The organism is Lactonifactor sp. BIOML-A5 (assembly GCF_009677585.1).
In the GTDB taxonomy this organism is placed as follows: domain Bacteria; phylum Bacillota; class Clostridia; order Lachnospirales; family Lachnospiraceae; genus Lactonifactor.
Window position 1 is genome coordinate 1 of record NZ_WKYV01000031.1, and the last position, 17,951, is coordinate 17,951.

Genomic DNA, 17,951 nt, shown 5'->3' on the forward strand with positions numbered 1-17,951 from the left:
ATAATAGGTTAGTCCGCTCGCTCCGCATCGCGTCCGTTTTGCTCCGCAAAACCGTCCGTTGGAGTCCGCCGACTGCAATGAATTTTACAAGAGTGCAAAATTGGTAAAGAAAATGTCGATATCAGGGATATATTTTAAACTCATTTCTTGAGATAATATAAACATATTAAAGCTTTATAAAAACTTAATAAAGGATATCTTAAAAGCTAAGGAGGTTCTAATTGCAATGAAAGTAGGATGTGTGAGAGAAATCAAGAACAATGAGTTCCGCGTAGGTATGACTCCGGACAATGTAAAGAGCTATGTAAATGCCGGACATGAGGTGTATATCGAAAAGGATGCCGGCGTAGGATCTGGTTTCATGACGGATGAGTATGTTGCGGCGGGAGCAGTGATTCTTGACACAGCAAAAGAGGTTTGGGACACCGTTGAAATGATGATTAAGGTGAAAGAGCCCCTGAAAGAAGAATACCAGTACTTCCACAAAGATTTAATCCTTTATACCTATCTGCATCTGGCTGCTGACAGAGAGCTGATGGATGCTATGCTTGAGGCGGGAGTAAAAGGTGTTGCTTATGAGACATTGATTGAACGGGACAGAAGTATTCCGCTGCTGGCACCTATGAGCCAGATCGCAGGAAGACTGAGTATCCAGGAAGGTGCGAAATACCTGGAAAAACCCTTTGGAGGATCTGGTGTGCTGCTTGCCGGCGTTCCCGGAACACCTAAGGCAAATGTAGTAATCCTGGGTGCTGGTACCGTGGGAACCAATGCATGCAAAGTGGCAGTAGGAATGGGAGCCAATGTTACAATTATTGACATCAGTCTTTCCAGACTTGCATATTTAGATGATATCTTCGGCGCGAGAATTCAGACGTTGATGAGCACAGACGCCAATATTGAGAATGCAGTTGCACAGGCAGATTTGGTAATCGGTTCTGTGTTGATTCCAGGAAAAGCAGCGCCTAAGCTGATGAAAAAAGCTTATCTTAAAAATATGCGTCCCGGCAGCGTAGTAGTGGACGTGGCTGTGGATCAGGGCGGATGCTGTGAGACAACAAAGGTTACATATCACGATGATCCTACCTTTGTAGTGGATGGTGTGGTTCATTACTGCGTTGGCAATATGCCTGGGGCGGTTCCAAGAACATCTACCATTGCACTGACAAATGCCACACTGAAATATGGTCTCCAGATTGCAGGAAGCGGACTGGAAGAAGCCTGCAGGAAAAATGATGTATTGTATTCTGCAATTAACACCTATGAGGGTGAGATTACCTGCAAGAACGTGGCTGACAGCTTTGGTCTTCCCCACAAGGAGGCGAAAGAATTAGTTGGTTAAACTAAAATGAAGGAGGTAGTATATGGATACTTTTGTAAGAATAGTTACTAAGATTAATGATTTAGTTTGGAGTTTGCCTCTGGTACTTTTATGTCTGGGTGCAGGCATCTTCTTTACCATTATGCTGAAGGGATGTCAGTTCCGTTTGATAAAAGATATGTTCAGGCTGATACGTTCAAAGTCTGAAGCTGAGAAGGGCGAAGGCGGTATCTCCGCATTCCAGTCATTTGCAACAACCGTTGGTTCCCGTGTAGGAATGGGAAATATTGCAGGCGTTGCAACCGCCCTTTATTTTGGCGGTCCTGGTGCCATTTTCTGGATGTGGTTAATCGCTCTTATTGGAGCCAGTTCATCTTTTGCAGAGTGTACATTGGCACAGGCTTATAAAGATAAAACCGGCAATGAGTACATAGGTGGTGCCCAGTTATTTATTACAAAGGGACTGAAATCAAAATCCATTGCAAAAGTTATGGCAGTTTTATTCGCCATTGCAGCTGTACTCGGGCCTGGTACTTTAATGCCTGGTCTGCAGATTTATCAGATTGCTTCTACATTCCAGAGTGCTTTTGGCACACCTCAGATGGTCATTGGTATTATCAGTACGATTTGTATTGCTCTTGTAGTTTGGGGAGGAATCAAACGTATAGGGCGGGTGGCTGAGTTATTAGCTCCTGTTATGTGTGTGATTTACCTTATCATGGCTATTGTGATTATTGGAATGAATATAACAGTACTTCCCTCTGTTCTTGCAACAATTTTTAAATCAGCATTTGGTGCAGATCAGGCGTTTGCAGGTATCATTGGTGCCGCTGTTTCCAATGGTGTAAAACGTGGTGTGTATTCTAATGAGGCTGGTCAGGGATCCGGAGCAATTGTATCCGCGGCAGCTGAGTGTTCTCATCCTGCAAAACAGGGCTTGATCCAGGCGTTATCCGTATATATTGATACGATTGTTGTATGTACAGCATCTACCATGATCATCATGGTTACAGGTAACTACAATATCGTGGATAAAGCAGGTAACTTTATTGTAAATAATACAATGAGTGAAAAAGGTGCACTTTGGGCCCAGGATGCAGTGAATCAATCATTAGGCGGCTGGGGCGGAAAGCTTCTGGCAGTTATGATTGCTTTGTTTGTATTCACCAGCCTTATGGGTTACTATTATCAGGCAGAAAGTAATATGCGTTTCCTGTTTAAAGAAAAGCCGGCAGGTACTTATCTGATGCGTGGTATCTTCCTGGTAGCAGTGTTCTCTGGTGTTATCGTAGATGGACAGACAATCTGGAGCATGGCTGATTTAGGTGTTGGTTTAATGGCTTGGGTTAACATCATAGGTGTCTTGATACTCTCGTCGAAGGTAAAAGCAATCCTAAAAGATTATGAACAGCAGAAGAAGGCAGGGCTTGATCCGCTCTTTGATCCTGCAAAATTTGGAATTAAAGATGAATCAGGAGCCTGGGATAAATATGCAGGTTTACTGAAAAAGAGAGAAGCAGAATCAGGTAAATAAACAAAGAAAATGGAGGAAATTATATGTTAAAATTTACAAAACAATCTGACCCTGAAATTGCAGCACTGGTTGGTGAGGAATTAAACCGCCAGGAACACAACATTGAGATGATCGCTTCTGAGAGTACTGCTCCCTTGGAAGTAATGGAGTTAAGCGGCAGCGTATTTACCAACAAAACTCTGGAAGGATATCCGGGAAGAAGATTCCAGGCTGGATCTGAAATTGCAGATAAAGTAGAGAGGCTTGCATGGGAAAGAGCAAAAGAACTGTTCGGCGCTGAGCATGTAAATATCCAGTCCTATTCCGGTTCAACCGCAAACTACAGCGTATTTGCATCCGTATTAAATCCTGGAGATAAGATTTTGGCTATGCGTCTTGACCAGGGCGGACATCTGACTCACGGTTCACCGGCAAACTGGGTTAGCAAGATTTATAACCATGTATTCTATGGGGTAGATAAAGAGACAGAGAGAATCGATTATGATGCACTTGACAAACTGGCAAAAGAGGAAAAACCGAAAATGATTATTGCCGGTGCGAGCTCCTATCCCCGTCTCATTGATTATGAAAGAATTGCAAAAACAGCAGAAGAAGTAGGCGCATACTTTATGGTAGATATGGCTCATATTGCAGGTCTGGTAGCTGCAAAGGTGATTCCGAGTCCTATTCCTTATGCAGACTTTGTTACTTCTTCTACAACAAAGACTTTCTGCAGCGCAAGAAGCGGTATGGTATTCTGTAAAGAAAAATATGCAAAGATTTTGGATAAAGGTACATTCCCCGGAAGTTTAGGATCCCTGATGTTCCATACAATGGCTGCCAAGACATGGTCCTTCAAGTATGCAGCTTCCCAGGAATTCCATGATATTATGCAGCAGGTAGTTGTAAATGCCCAGAAGCTGGCAGAAGAGCTTGCTGGCTATGGATTCCGTATTGTGAGCGGCGGCACAGACAACCATCTTTTAGTTGTTGATTTAAGAGGAAAAGGAATCACAGGTACTGTTTTCCAGGATGCGCTGGATGCAGTGGGAATTACTGTAAATAAAAATATGATTCCATTTGATCCGGAGAAACCGTCAGTGACAAGCGGTGTGCGTATTGGCCTTACATCCGTGACACAGAGAGGATTAAAAGAGCCTGAAATCGTAGAAATCGCCAGCATTATGAACCAGGTTGCCGAGGCACCTACAGATGAAGCAAACCTGGCAGCATGCAAGGAAAGGGCAGAGGCTCTTATCTCCAAATTCCCTCTGTATCCTGCAGGAGCATTTGAAGACTGATTTGAATCCCCATATAAAGCACCTCCGTTGTACCGGTAATTGCCCAGGCAGTTACAAAGGTTAATGTGCGAGGACATGAGCGCCGCAGCAAGGTGATATTCCCCTGTTGTGGCGCTTGTGCTTTTTGTGGAAGGCGGCTGGAAGGAGGTGTGGCCATGAAGATTCAGAAAACGGACTGGGGGTATATAGAATGGATTCAAAGGTCTGAGAACCAGCCCTCTATGAATATCGGAAAAGTTGTCTGCTATCCGGGAAAGCAGATGTACCCTCACATTCATTATGAAGAACAGTTTATCTATGTGCTGGAAGGATGCGGGACCGGATGGGCAAACGGATCCCTGCAGAGGATTCAACCCGGCGCCATGTATTATATGGAGTGCGGGTGCGAGCACTCCATGAAAAATGAGGGAGACGGCCCTATTATCCACCTTTTGGTTTCCAACCCGGTGCAGGTGGAAATGGACAGCTTTATTGACAAAGAGGAAACCTACAAAGAGCTAAGCAGCGAGGATCTCATTGTGGCCATTGAGGCGGTGAGGGGACAGTTTTTGGACAATCTCCACTCAGCATACGTGATATTTACAGAGCGTGGGAATCTGCTATATCAGGGCAGTTATTTTCCCACATACTGCAGGAGAACATGCAGCCCCCAGGAACACCCGGGAGAGTGCCGGTGTATGAAGAACTGGATGCATTTTCTGGAGACGACAGAACAAACCATAGAATGTCCCTATGGCCTGCTGGTATACAGAATCCCTATCTTTTTTAATAAAAGAGTGGTAGGATATATACTGGGCGGCTACATCAGGATATCATCGGAGGAAGAAGAGCCCATTGAAGGCGTTTATGATACCCCGGAAAGTACCGCGGAGGGACTGAAAAGCCTTCTGAGGAAAGCTTCCAGAGCGATCCGGACCTTCTGTGAATTTAACCAGTACAGAAAGGCACTGTTTGAAAAAGAGGCACTTCTGGAGGACAGCAAAAATTCCAGGGAGGCACTTCTGCATGACCTGAAGATGGCAGAGAATACGGTAACGGACCTGAAAATTAATCACCATTTTCTGTTTAATACCCTGAACCAGATGGCATCCCTGGCGCTGGAGGGGGGAGGAGTCCCCCTGTACGAATCCATTATCCATCTGGCCAGAATGTTTCACTATTCGTCTCAGACACAGGGAAACCTGGTATCCTTAAGACATGAGCTGAAGTATGTGGACTCCTATCTGCAGCTTCAGAAGTTTCGATATAAAGATGCTTTGGATTTCCGCTACGATATAGATGATGAGGCGCAGGATACTATTGTGCCGTTTAATTTCCTTCAGCCTTTGGTCGAGAATGCTTTTGTCCATGGCTGCGAGGCAGAGGAAAGAAAATATCTGGAGATAGAAATCAAAGCCAGGAAGGAATATGTTGACATATGGGTAAAGAATCGGGGAAAATGTCTGACTTCCCAGGACTGCTACCGGATTAATGTGGGGATGAGAGGAAATACAGTCCACGGACTGGGAATGATATACCATAAGCTGGGGTCTATCTATAAGGGCGGATTTACTATGAAAATAGGCACCAGGGAGAATTCTACGGTTATGTTTGTCAGATTACCAAAATAATTTAAGAAAAAGAGGCAGATACAAATGAAGGACAAAGAGCAGCAGCACAGAAGAGTATGCGCGTATGTAGATCTGGATGCCATTGTGTGGAATCTGGAACAGATACATTCCAATATAGCAGAGCAAACCCAGGTGGTTGCAGTGGTCAAGGCGGACGGGTACGGCCATGGGGCGGTTCCTATTGCCCGTAAAGTGGAACATTTACCTTATATCTGGGGATTTGCCTGCGCTACGGTGGAGGAGGGAGTAAGCCTTCGCGAGGCGGGAATCCAGAAGCCTGTATTGATTCTGGGATATACTTTTGAAGAACATTATGATATTATGTGTAGAATGGACATTATTCCTGTGGTATTTGAGACGGATATGGCAAAGAAGATGTCAGATACTGCGGTAAAGCTTGGGAAAAGGATGGAGATTCACCTGGCAGTGGATACCGGTATGGGAAGAATCGGCTTCCGGGATGATGAATCTTCTATTCCTGACTGTGTAGAGATCTCAAAAATGCCCGGACTGCTCATATCTGGGCTATTTACTCATTTTGCGAGGGCAGATGAGTGGGACAGCGCGCCGGCCAAAAGACAGATGGAGCGGTATCTGCACTTTGTAAGGCTTTTGGAATCGGCAGGCATCCGGATTCCTTATAAACACTGCTCTAACAGTGCAGGGATTATGAATCTGCCGGAGGCTAATATGGATTTGGTGCGGGCGGGAATTATACTGTACGGTCTGTTTCCCTCCGATCAGGTGTATACAGATAAAATCAAGCTGAAACCGGCGATGTCACTGAAAAGTCATGTGGTTTATGTAAAGGATATAGATCCGGGTACCCCAGTCAGCTATGGAGGAACCTATGTGGCCGAAGAACCCAGACGGGTTGCTACCATACCGGTGGGGTATGGAGATGGATATCCCCGATCTCTTTCTAACAAGGGATATGTACTGATCCATGGAAAGAGGGCTGACATTATAGGAAGAGTGTGTATGGATCAGTTTATGGTGGATGTCACAGATATTCCGGAGGTTAAGACAGGGGATGAGGTTACCCTGATAGGCACTGACGGGGGAGAAACCATTACAATAGAAAATATGGGGGATATAAGCGGCAGATTTAATTATGAGTTTGCCTGCGACTTGGGAAAACGAATCCCCAGAGTATACTTATAAGAAGGGACGGAAGCGTGTGATTAGAGCGGTTATCTGCGATGATGAGGCAGCAACAGTAAATATTATCCGGTATTATATAGAATCCAAGAATTTTCCCCTGGAGATTATTGGAACGGCGGAAAATGGCAGGGACGCATTGGCTTTGATTCAGAAAACCAAGCCCAATCTGGTCTTTATGGATATCCATATGCCGTATATGGACGGATTCCAGGTAATACAGAGTATAGAAAACTGTAAGGTGATTATCGTGACAGCGTATGATTCCTTTGAGTATGCCCAGAAGGCTCTCAGGGCGGGAGTCTGCGACATCATTGCGAAACCGATTGACTTTGAACAGCTGGAACAGGCCATCTACCGGGCGATTGGGTGGAGAGTGACACCCAATGAGAGTGTAAATGCTATCATAGAATTTATTAATTCTCACTATAAGGAAAAGATTGAGCTGGCCCAGCTGGCGCAGCTGACCTTCAGTACCCAGAGCTACATTACGAGACTGTTTAAAAAGCACATGAATATGACAATTATTTCGTACGTGCACATGGTGAGAGTGGAAAAATCAATAGAATTGGTGGAAAGTAAGAAGATGAGTCTGCAGGAGGCTGCGGAGGAAGTGGGTTACGGGAATCTGAAAAATTATTATAAGTATTTTAAGCTGTACAAAGGGCAGACACCCGCAGCCTATTTCCGGGAGTTAAATAATAAGGGGTTTGAAAAGTAATAGAAAAAGGGTACGGGCAGAAGCGCGGGAGTGGCGCTTCTGCCCGTACCCTTTTCCTGTAATTCCCCTGTTTTGCGGAAAAAGAATATGATATAATGAGCGATAGCGGGCCATGGGGAGCTTTGCTCATCTTTGGCGAGCGGCGAATGGCGATCATGCTGAAGGCATGATATAATGGACATGATCTAAAATACAAGGAGGACATGTATGAAATTTATTTCTTGGAATGTGAACGGGCTCAGAGCCTGTGTACAGAAAGGTTTTACAGAATTTTTTGACGGGATAGATGCTGACTTTGTTTGTGTTCAGGAGACAAAGCTTCAGGAAGGACAGATCGATTTGTCTTTGGAAGGATATGAGCAGTACTGGAATTATGCTGTTAAGAAAGGATATTCCGGAACCGCAGTCTTTACCCGGCATACCCCGCTAGGGGTCAGCTATGGAATTGGAATCGGGGAGCATGATCAGGAGGGCAGAGTGATTACTCTGGAATATGAGAACTTTTACCTGGTAACGGTATATACCCCCAATTCCCAGAGTGAGCTGGCACGCCTGGAATACCGAATGAAGTGGGAGGACGATTTCCGTGCATACCTGGCAGAGCTGGATCAGAAGAAGCCTGTAGTAATGTGCGGAGATCTGAACGTTGCCCACAGGGAGATCGATCTGAAAAATCCTAAGACAAACAGAAGGAATGCGGGATTTACAGATGAGGAGAGGAATAAATTTACAGAACTGCTGGAGGCAGGTTTTACAGACACATTCCGCTACTTCTATCCGGAGGCAGAGGGGATTTATTCCTGGTGGTCCTACCGGTTCCGGGCGAGGGAGAAAAATGCAGGTTGGAGGATTGATTATTTCTGCGTGTCAAAACGGCTTGAAGAGAAGCTGCTCTCCGCGGCAATCCATACAGAGGTTTTCGGATCCGACCACTGTCCTGTGGAAGTGCAGATAGACTTGTAAATGGATTGTATTGAGGGACAAGATCTGATAGAATAGAACCATTGAGATGAGAAAGGAGGAGCCCCATGAACGGAAAAAAGGATGTAAGACTTACGCAGATGACAAAAACAGCAGGGTGAGCGGCCAAGATAGGTCCTGAGACCCTTGCCCAAGTTTTGGGCAAGCTGCCGAAGTTTTACGATGAGAAGCTGCTGGTGGGGGTGGAAACCTCCGATGATGCGGCAGTGTATCAGATTACAGATGAGATTGCAATGATACAGACAGTAGATTTTTTTACGCCTGTAGCTGACGATCCTTTTACTTTTGGCCAGATTGCGGCGGCCAATTCCCTGAGTGATGCTTATGCTATGGGAGGTGAACCCAAGATTGCACTTAATATTGTAGGATTTCCCAATTGTCTGGATCCGGAGATTTTGGGAGAAATCCTGGCCGGCGGAGCTTCTAAAGTGCAGGAGGCCCAAGCTGTGCTGGTGGGCGGCCACTCGATTCAGGATGACGAGCCGAAATATGGCCTGTGTGTGACAGGATTTGTACATCCTGGTAAACTGTGGAAGAATTATGGAGCAATGCCAGGTGATGTGCTGATCCTGACGAAGCCTGTGGGAAGCGGTATTATCAACACTGCCGTAAAAGCCGGGATGGCTTCCGGTGAGGCAAAACAGGCAGTGATCAAAGTGATGACCGCACTTAACAAAACGGCGAAGGAGGTTCTGGAACGATATCCGGTACATAGCTGTACAGATATTACCGGATTCGGACTGGGGGGCCATTGCCTGGAGATGGCAAAAGCAAGCGAAGTTACATTGGAAATTCATACCCGGAAGATTCCTCTGATCCCGGAGGCAGATGCTTATGCACGCATGGGGCTGGTGCCTGCGGGGGCTTATCAGAACAGAAGCTATGCAAAAAACGATGTGATGCTGGCAGAATTGCCGGAATATCTGACCGATCTTGTCTTTGATCCCCAGACTTCAGGGGGACTTCTGGCATCTGTGGAGGAGAAGTATGCGGAGGATATCCTGCATGGATTTGCACAGCAGGGACTTGCCGGACAGGCCGCTGTGATTGGAAGGGTACTGCAGAAGGATAAAAAGTATCTTCATTTGTTATGACATGAGGGAACCGGACAGCTCCAAAAGGGGTGTCCGGTTTTTTAGGAAGTGAGAAAAAATGTATGGATAAAGGTAAATATTTCCGAAGAATACCTAAAGTAGATATTCTGTTGGAAGAGGCAAAGAAGGAAGGACTTTTGACTAAGTATGACAGAGATCTGGTGGTGGCTGGGATTCGCCAGGTAACGGATGAGCTGCGGAGCTTCCTCGGAGGATGCGAACAGGAACAAGCGGCAGAAAGAAGACTGGATACGGTTATGGAATTGCTGAAAGAGAGGCTTGAGGAGCAGGACAGATGCCGGGTTCAAAGAGTGATCAATGGAACAGGAACACTCCTTCACACGAATCTGGGAAGATCCCCTATTGGGGAAAAGCATGCAGAGTACCTGAGGCATGTGGTCACCGGATACTCAAACCTGGAATATGACCTGGATACTGGGGGACGGGGAGAGCGGTACAGCCATTTTGAGGACCTCGTATGTCAGATTACCGGGGGAGAGGCGGCTGTGGCGGTGAACAACAACGCGGCAGCAGTACTGTTGATACTAAGCGCTCTGGTAAAAGGAAAGGAAGCCATTGTTTCCAGGGGAGAGCTGGTAGAAATCGGCGGCAAATTCAGAATACCCGAGGTCATGGAGCAAAGCGGAGGAATTCTCAGAGAGGTTGGAACCACCAATAAAACCCGTCTGGAAGATTACAGAGCGGTTATAGGAGAGAACACAGGGGCGATTCTGAAGGTTCATACCAGCAATTACCGAATTACCGGGTTTACGGAGAGTGTGGGGATTGAGGAACTGGCGGGACTTGGCGCCAAATTTGGGGTGCCTGTGATTGAGGATTTGGGAAGCGGCGTAATGGTGGACTTGAGAGCTTATGGGCTTTCCCACGAGCCCATGGTTCAGGAATCTATAAGGCGCGGCGCCGATATTGTCTGCTTCAGCGGTGATAAACTGCTGGGAGGACCACAGGCGGGGATTATTACAGGAAAAAAAGAGTATATTGATAAGATGAAGAGACATCCTCTGATGAGAGCGATGCGGATAGACAAGTTTACAGTGACTGTGCTGGAACAGATTTTCAGGGAATACCGTACTCCCTCGAGGCTGGATCAGAATCTTCCGGTCTTTGCAATGTTGTCCCAGAGCGTGGAGCAGCTGAAAGAGAAGGCTGTCCGGCTGGCAGATTCTCTGCACATACATGAGAAGGATGCTGTGGTACAGGTGGAGCCCTGTGCTTCCCAGGTGGGAGGCGGAGCGCTGCCTGGAGAGGTTATTGAGAGTTTCGGGGTTACGGTACAGGGGAAAACCATAACCTGTGAGGAACTGGAGGAAAGGCTGAGAAAAGGGAATCCGCCTGTTATCTGCCGTGTGGAGAAAGACAGGATTTGGCTTGATATGAGAACCATCCAGGAGGAGGAGATTCCCCAGGCGGCTGAAAGGATGAATAAAATATTTGGAGACACTCACTTATGAAAAATATAATTATAGGGACTGCCGGACATATTGATCATGGAAAGACCACTCTGATCCGTGCACTGACAGGGCGGGAAACGGATCGTCTGAAGGAAGAAAAAAAGCGGGGAATTACCATTGATTTGGGCTTCACATACTTCGATCTGCCAGATGGAAGCCGGGCAGGTATCATTGATGTCCCCGGCCATGAAAAGTTTGTCCATAATATGGTGGCAGGGGTGGCAGGGATGGACATGGTCCTTCTGGTCATTGCAGCTGACGAGGGAATTATGCCCCAGACAAGAGAACATCTGGATATTCTGGAACAGCTGGGAGTTGAGAACTATATTATCGTTCTGAATAAATGTGACTTGGTGGATCCTGACCGGATGGAAGAAATGAAAAGAGGAATCCTGGAAGGACTGTCTGATTCCAGAGCCGCCAGTGCGCCCATGGTGGAAGTATCGGCGGCCACAGGTTACGGAATCCAGGAGCTGGTCCATGTGATCCAAAAGACAGCAGTCCTGCTTCCGGAGAGAGACAGAGACACAATTTTCAGGCTCCCCGCGGACCGTGTGTTTTCTGTGGCTGGCTTCGGAACCGTGGTAACAGGAACGGTTCTGTCAGGAGCGCTCAGCAGAGGAGAACAGGTGGAATTATTTCCCAGGGGGACGGTATGCCGGGTCAGAAGTATTCAGGTGCATGGTCAGGACTGCCAAAGCTGCAGTGCAGGGCAAAGGGCTGCCATTAATCTTTCAAATGTAAAGAGAGAGGAGGTTGCCAGGGGGGACGTCCTGGCGGCCTGCGGGAGCATGAAGAAAACCATGATGCTGGATGTGCGTCTGCATATGCTGCCTTCCTCCTCAAGAGTTTTGAAAAATAGAGCCAGGGTACATCTATTTACGGGAACCAGCCAGGTTCTCTGCCGTGCCGTGCTGTTAGAGACAGAGGAACTGAAGCCGGGAGAGTCTGCATTGGCGGAACTTCGGCTGGAAGATGAAGTAGCGGTGAGAAAGGAGGACCGGTTTATCATCCGTTTCTATTCCCCTGTGGAAACTATAGGGGGCGGCATTGTCATTGAGGCAAACCCCAGAAAAAAGAAGAGGTTTGAAGAAAAGGGACTTGAGGAGCTTAGAGGAAGGGAGCATGGCTCTCTGTCTCATATATTGGAACTTCAGGTGAAAAGCCATTGGGATACAGGAATTACTCTTCAGGAGCTTGCACAGATAGCCGGAGTATCAGAGGAGGAGGCAGAAGAGGGGATTTGCGTTCTGGAAAAACAGGGCAGTATCCTTCGATTTCCTATGAAAAATCAGGTTTATTTGTGGCACAGAAGCTATGCACAAGAGCTGTTGGAGAGAGTACGAGATAATTTGCGGGAATTTCATGAGAAGAATCCTTACAAACCAGGGATGAATAAATCTCAGATAAAAATGAATACGGCTGCGGCACAAAAAGCGGGAGTGTTTGACTTATTTATTGAGAGAATGGAAGGGGAGAAGCAGCTGGCGAGAGACAGAGAGTTCCTGCGCCTTTATGAGTTTCAGATTGAAAAGGATTCCAGGTATCAGAGAGTCAGAAGAAAAATGGAACGTGTTTTTCTGAAGGCACAGTTTGATCTTGTACGGTTCTCTGAGATTGTTTTTACGGAGACAGATCCTGAGGTCATCGCAGATGTTCTGGCTCAGGAAATGGCGGAAGGGCGCATTGTAAAGGTGGCAGAGAATCTGTATACTTTGTCCGGAATCATGGAGAAGGCAAAGGCGGCAATTCTTGAAAAGCTGGACAGAGACGGCTCTGTGACCATAGCAGAAGTCAGGGACCTTTTGAATACCAGCCGGAAAAGTGCTAAGCCTATCCTGGAATATATGGACGTACTTCACATTACAAGAAAAGAAGGCAGGGAAAGCGAAAGGGTGGCTTACTGATGAATCTGATACAACTGGAGGCTTTTATCCGGGTAGCTGACAGTGGCAGCTTTTCCCAGGCGGCAAGAGAGCTTTTTCTTACACAGCCTACTGTTAGTTCCCACATCTCAGGTTTGGAAAAGGAACTGAATGCCAGACTTTTTGTCAGAACGACAAAAAGTGTTTCTTTGACGGATCAGGGAAGGATTCTTTACCGGTATGCTTATAAGATATTGGAGCTGGAGAAGAAAATACTGCAGGAGTTTTCTACCGTTGAAGAAGAGAGTGATTCCCTGACTATAGCAGCGTCTACAATCCCGTCTCAGTATATACTGCCCCGGGTAGTGCCGGCATTCAGCGTCAAATATCCCCAGGTTCAGTTTTCTCTTCTGGAGAATGACAGCGAGGGTGTTGTTAAAAAGATTCTTGGAGATGAGGCTGAGATAGGGATCACGGGAACAAGGCTTCCCGGGTATCCCTGTCACTATCAGATGCTGTGCCGGGACAGGCTGGTTATCATTACACCGGATACGGGAAAGTTCCGGGAATGGAAGGAAAAGAGTTTTTCTCTGGAAGAGCTGATGAGAGAGCCTGTGATTATGAGAGAAGAGGGATCCGGAACCAGGAAGGAAGCTGAGAACTATCTGGTATCCCAGGGGATCCCTCTATCTGAAATCAAAGTCATCGCAAGTATCAGCAATCAGGAGACCATTAAACAGTCTGTGCGAAACGGACTTGGAATTTCTATTATTTCCAGTTGGGCAGCCCGGGAGGATGTACAGGAGGGGCGTATTTTGGAATTCAGTCCCAGAGAAGAGATGTATCGGGAACTTTACCTGGTGCGCAGGAAGGGACGCAATCTGCCCAAAAGCGCCAGGGCGTTCTGGGACTTTATCAGAGATTTTTTTCAAAGTAAAAGTGTATAGAGATATTTATTGATAAAATCTATAAGTGCAGGAGCCTTATAGATTTTATTGATTTTACAATAATTTTGTTTATTGATATAGTTATGGATAGAAAATATTGTCAAATATAGTAGGGGCAGGGAAGGAACTGTAAAATTATGATATATCTGGACAATGCAGCAACCACTCTTATTAAGCCGGATTGTGTTATTGAAGCTGTCTGCGGTGCTATGAGCCACATGGGGAATTCCGGCAGGGGCAGCCACGGCGCGTCCCTGGACGCTGCCAGGACAATCTATGAAGCGCGGGAGGCTGCAGCCCGCTTTTTTGGATTTGAAGATCCCACCCGCGTGGTGTTTACTTCCAATATAACAGAGAGTCTTAACACAGTGATAGGGGGGCTCTTTAAGGCCGGCGATCATATCATCACTACAGCGCTTGAGCACAATTCTGTTCTCAGGCCTTTATACCTTCTGGAAGAGCAGGGACTGGATCTAACCATTGTGCCGGCTGGAAAAGACGGCACTATCTGCTGTGGGGATATTGAGAGGGCGGTACGCCCTGAGACAAGGGCAGTCATATGTACGCACGCCTCTAATCTTACGGGAAACCTTGTGGATATCCAAGGTGTGGGGGACATCTGCAGGAACCATGAGATTCTGTTTATTCTGGATTCGGCCCAGACAGCGGGGGTTTTCCCCATTCATATGGGAAAAATGAAGATTGATATTCTCTGTTTTACCGGACATAAGGGGCTGTACGGTCCCCAGGGTACAGGGGGAATCTGTATCCGTGAGGGGATAGAGATACATCCACTGAAAGTAGGGGGAAGCGGAGTACATACTTATGACAGAAGGCATCCGTCTGTGATGCCTGCGGCACTGGAAGCGGGAACCTTAAACGGCCATGGAATTGCCGGGCTGCTTGCGGCCATACGCTGGCTGGAAGAGACTGGAATAGACAATATCCGCAGAAAGGAAGATGCTCTGATGCGGCGGTTTTATGAGGGGGTATGTACCATACCAGGTATAAAAATATATGGCGATTTTACGCAGAAAGATCGGGCGGCAATTGTAGCTTTGAATCTGGGGGACTATGATTCCGGGGAAGTGAGTGACGAGCTTTCCTGCCATTACGGAATCTCCACCAGACCGGGGGCCCATTGCGCGCCTTTGATGCATCAGGCCCTGGGAACCGTGGAACAGGGAGCAGTCAGGTTTTCTTTTTCTTATTTTAATACAGAGGAAGAAACAGACAGAGCTGTGGAGGCGGTCAGGGAGCTGGCGTGCTAGATGAAGACGGGGATTCCCGATTCATATATATATTACTTTTTGGAGGAGAAAGAAAATGAATGTATGCAGCTCAAAAAAAACACTACTGCTCTCAGGCGTGATTCTGGGAGTGATCGCAGCGCTGCTGGCCTATTTTGGAAACCCTAAAAATATGGCTATCTGTGTGGCCTGCTTTATCAGGGACAGCGCCGGAGCTATGAAACTTCACCAGGCGCCTATTGTCCAATACTTCAGACCTGAGATTGTGGGATTTGCAGGAGGCTCTTTTCTGATTGCCATAGCCACTAAGGAATACCGTTCTACAGCAGGATCTTCCCCTATGATACGCTTTTTGCTAGGGGTTATTATGATGATTGGTTCTCTGGTGTTTTTAGGATGTCCTCTTCGTATGGTACTGCGTATGGCGGCTGGCGATCTTAATGCCTATGTAGCCCTGGTGGGATTCGTCTTTGGGGTGGCAACCGGCAGTCTGGCGCTGAAGAAGGGCTTTAGCCTGGGAAGAGCCTATGAAACAAAGGCGGCAAGCGGTGCAGTTTTACCTGTTGTTCTGGGGGTTCTGCTTATTCTCAGTGTTACCACTTCATTATTTGCAGCCAGCACAGAGGGCCCTGGAAGTATGCATGCGCCAATATTAGTATCGCTTTTCGGGGCGCTGCTTTTCGGGGCTGTGGCCCAGAAGAGCAGGGCATGTTTTGCAGGCAGTATCCGGGATATTGTTCTTATGAAGAACTTTGATTTACTTACAATTATCGGCGGACTTTTTGCGGTCATGCTTCTGTACAATGCAGTCACAGGAAATTTTGTGCTTTCATTTACCGGACAGCCGGTTGCACATTCCATGCATGTCTGGAACCTTCTTGGGATGTATGTTGTGGGCTTCGCTGCAGTTCTGGCCGGTGGTTGTCCTCTCAGGCAGCTGATTTTGGCGGGCCAGGGTTCTTCGGATTCTGCTGTTACGTTTCTGGGGATGCTTGTGGGGGCTGCCGTCTGCCACAACTTCAACCTGGCGGGAGCAGCGGCAAAGGCGGCTACAGAGACTGAGGCAGCGGTGGCCGGAGGCCCGGCACTTCCCGGCAAGGTTGCTGTCATTGGCTGTATCGCTGTACTGCTGTTTTTGGGATTCTGCAGAAGAGAAAAACAGGAATGAGAAGTCTTAGAATAGAAAAGAGGTATTGTTATGATAGAAGTAGACGCAAGAGGGCTATCCTGTCCGGAGCCTTTGATGATGACCCAGGCAGCCCTGAAAAAATGCAAGGGTGAGTCTGTTAAAGTGCTGGTAAGCGAGGCGCACGCCAGGAGCAATGTGGAAAAATACGGAAAGGCCCAGGGAAAAGAGGTAACAGTCACTTCTGTGGGGAATGATTTTGAGATTGTGCTGGAATAGCATTCAGGTTTATTCTACAATTTCCCGGGTATAATCCACCTTTCGTTTTTCCTTTGAGATACCCCCGGCCATATGCTCTACCGGCTGCCTCAGGAATGAGGCACGCATCACGGCATCAGTTCCGAACTTTTTTCGTATCTCATCCACTGCCTGGTCCATTTTCTCCAGCTTTTCATAATCCGTATGATCAAACAGGGAGATCTGTCTTGCGGCATCATCTTTGGAAAGTTTTCCGGTATGAATGCCTAGATGGCGGATAGGGGTGCCGTCCCACAGCTCATCGAACAGCCTGCAGGCAGCCTGATGTATTTCTGCGGTAATGTTGGTGGAAGAGGGGAGCATCATTTGATGAGATACTGTATTCAATTCAAAATCTTTAATTGCTACAGACACCAACTCTGCCCGGATGCTGTCTCTCCGAAGTCTGGCAGAAACTGTCTCCGCCAGAGAGAGGAGAATCATCCGGGCTGTACCTCCGTCTGTAACATCAAAGGCTATGGTAGTGCTGTTGCCATAGCCTTTATTATCTTCAGGGACTGCCTCCACCACAGACATATCCCTTCCATTGGCAAAATTCCAGATGACTTCCCCATATTTTTTCAGATGATGCCTCAGAACATCAGGATCTGTATTGGCCAGCTCTCCTATGGTGTAGATGCCCAGAGTATTTAACTTCCTTTCAGTAGCCCTGCCGATAGAAAACATTTCCTTTACCGGAAGGGGCCACATCTTTTGGGAAATATGTTCCGGAAAGAGGGTGTGAACCAAATCAGGCTTCTTAAAATCAGATGCCATCTTAGCCAGCAATTTATTGGAGGAAACTCCGATATTCACAGTAAATCCCAGTTCCTCCCGTATACGGTCTTTTAACGTATGGGCAAATACTGTTAAATCTCCCAGAAGTCCTTCCATCCCTGTCATATCCATGAAGGCTTCGTCAATGCTGTACTGTTCCACTGCCGGAGAGTATTCTTTCAGAATATCCAAAAAGGCTTTGGAGCATTTTTTATATAGTTCATAGTGAGGCGGCACCAGTTTCAGATTTGGACACTTCTTAAGGGCATTCACCACAGGTTCGCCTGTTTTTACACCGTATGCTTTCGCGGGAATGGATTTGGCCAGTATGATCCCCCGGCGTTTTGCCATATCCCCCCCTACGGCAGCAGGAATGGTCCGCAGGTCCAGCGTTCCTTCCAGGTTGCGCAGCCTGTATACTGCCTCCCAGGACAGAAACGCGCTGTTAACATCAATATGATAAATAACTGTCTTCACTCATACCACCTCTGTTTTACTCGTTCGCTCCCGGAAGG

15 protein-coding genes are annotated in these 17,951 nt (G+C 47.0%); 14 read left to right on the forward strand and 1 reads right to left on the reverse strand.

The genetic code is table 11. From position 1 onward, the window contains the following. The first annotated feature begins 226 nt into the window (after positions 1 to 226). The 14 genes from ald to GKG41_RS19340 all read left to right on the forward strand — a co-directional run bounded on the left by ald (position 227) and on the right by GKG41_RS19340 (position 16,641). Positions 227 to 1,342: an alanine dehydrogenase gene (gene ald / locus GKG41_RS19275; protein WP_154261464.1), complete on the forward strand. Its 1,116-nt coding sequence runs from the start codon at positions 227 to 229 to the stop codon at positions 1,340 to 1,342. A gap of 22 nt (positions 1,343 to 1,364) precedes the next feature. Then, the gene (locus GKG41_RS19280; RefSeq protein ID WP_154261465.1) at positions 1,365 to 2,855 is read left to right on the forward strand and encodes an alanine/glycine:cation symporter family protein; all 1,491 of its coding nucleotides are present in this window, start codon (positions 1,365 to 1,367) and stop codon (positions 2,853 to 2,855) included. Positions 2,856 to 2,878: 23 nt separating this feature from the next. After that, on the forward strand, positions 2,879 to 4,135 hold the full coding sequence (gene glyA / locus GKG41_RS19285; protein WP_154261466.1) for a serine hydroxymethyltransferase: 1,257 nt from the start codon (positions 2,879 to 2,881) through the stop codon (positions 4,133 to 4,135). 155 nt (positions 4,136 to 4,290) lie between these two features. Next, positions 4,291 to 5,745, forward strand: coding sequence for a histidine kinase (locus GKG41_RS19290; protein ID WP_154261467.1), 1,455 nt, complete (start codon positions 4,291 to 4,293; stop codon positions 5,743 to 5,745). A gap of 24 nt (positions 5,746 to 5,769) precedes the next feature. Further along, the gene (gene alr / locus GKG41_RS19295; protein WP_154261468.1) at positions 5,770 to 6,909 is read left to right on the forward strand and encodes an alanine racemase; all 1,140 of its coding nucleotides are present in this window, start codon (positions 5,770 to 5,772) and stop codon (positions 6,907 to 6,909) included. 16 nt (positions 6,910 to 6,925) lie between these two features. Then, positions 6,926 to 7,627: a response regulator gene (locus tag GKG41_RS19300; RefSeq protein ID WP_226904348.1), complete on the forward strand. Its 702-nt coding sequence runs from the start codon at positions 6,926 to 6,928 to the stop codon at positions 7,625 to 7,627. 207 nt (positions 7,628 to 7,834) lie between these two features. Beyond that, entirely contained in the window at positions 7,835 to 8,590 is a 756-nt protein-coding gene (locus GKG41_RS19305; protein ID WP_154261470.1) for an exodeoxyribonuclease III, read from the forward strand. A 65-nt stretch (positions 8,591 to 8,655) separates the two neighbouring features. Continuing rightward, positions 8,656 to 9,702 (forward strand): selenide, water dikinase SelD, encoded by a 1,047-nt coding sequence (gene selD, locus GKG41_RS19310; protein WP_154261471.1) that lies wholly within the window; start codon positions 8,656 to 8,658, stop codon positions 9,700 to 9,702. 62 nt (positions 9,703 to 9,764) lie between these two features. After that, positions 9,765 to 11,174, forward strand: coding sequence for an L-seryl-tRNA(Sec) selenium transferase (gene selA / locus GKG41_RS19315; RefSeq protein ID WP_154261472.1), 1,410 nt, complete (start codon positions 9,765 to 9,767; stop codon positions 11,172 to 11,174). Beyond that, positions 11,171 to 13,081, forward strand: a complete 1,911-nt coding sequence (selB, locus tag GKG41_RS19320) for a selenocysteine-specific translation elongation factor (RefSeq protein ID WP_154261473.1) — start codon at positions 11,171 to 11,173, stop codon at positions 13,079 to 13,081. Before selA ends, selB begins: the two co-directional genes overlap by 4 nt. Beyond that, entirely contained in the window at positions 13,081 to 13,986 is a 906-nt protein-coding gene (locus tag GKG41_RS19325; protein ID WP_154261474.1) for a selenium metabolism-associated LysR family transcriptional regulator, read from the forward strand. Before selB ends, GKG41_RS19325 begins: the two co-directional genes overlap by 1 nt. Before the next feature lie 137 nt (positions 13,987 to 14,123). Then, positions 14,124 to 15,257 (forward strand): aminotransferase class V-fold PLP-dependent enzyme, encoded by a 1,134-nt coding sequence (locus GKG41_RS19330; protein ID WP_154261475.1) that lies wholly within the window; start codon positions 14,124 to 14,126, stop codon positions 15,255 to 15,257. A gap of 55 nt (positions 15,258 to 15,312) precedes the next feature. Beyond that, positions 15,313 to 16,404: a YedE family putative selenium transporter gene (gene yedE, locus GKG41_RS19335; protein ID WP_154261476.1), complete on the forward strand. Its 1,092-nt coding sequence runs from the start codon at positions 15,313 to 15,315 to the stop codon at positions 16,402 to 16,404. Between the two features lie 30 nt (positions 16,405 to 16,434). Next, the gene (locus GKG41_RS19340; RefSeq protein WP_154261477.1) at positions 16,435 to 16,641 is read left to right on the forward strand and encodes a sulfurtransferase TusA family protein; all 207 of its coding nucleotides are present in this window, start codon (positions 16,435 to 16,437) and stop codon (positions 16,639 to 16,641) included. 9 nt (positions 16,642 to 16,650) lie between these two features. Here the strand turns inward: GKG41_RS19340 and GKG41_RS19345 are convergent, their stop codons facing one another. After that, complete coding sequence (locus tag GKG41_RS19345; protein ID WP_226904354.1) at positions 16,651 to 17,913, reverse strand: DNA polymerase IV; 1,263 nt, start codon at positions 17,911 to 17,913, stop codon at positions 16,651 to 16,653. Positions 17,914 to 17,951 lie beyond the last annotated feature (38 nt).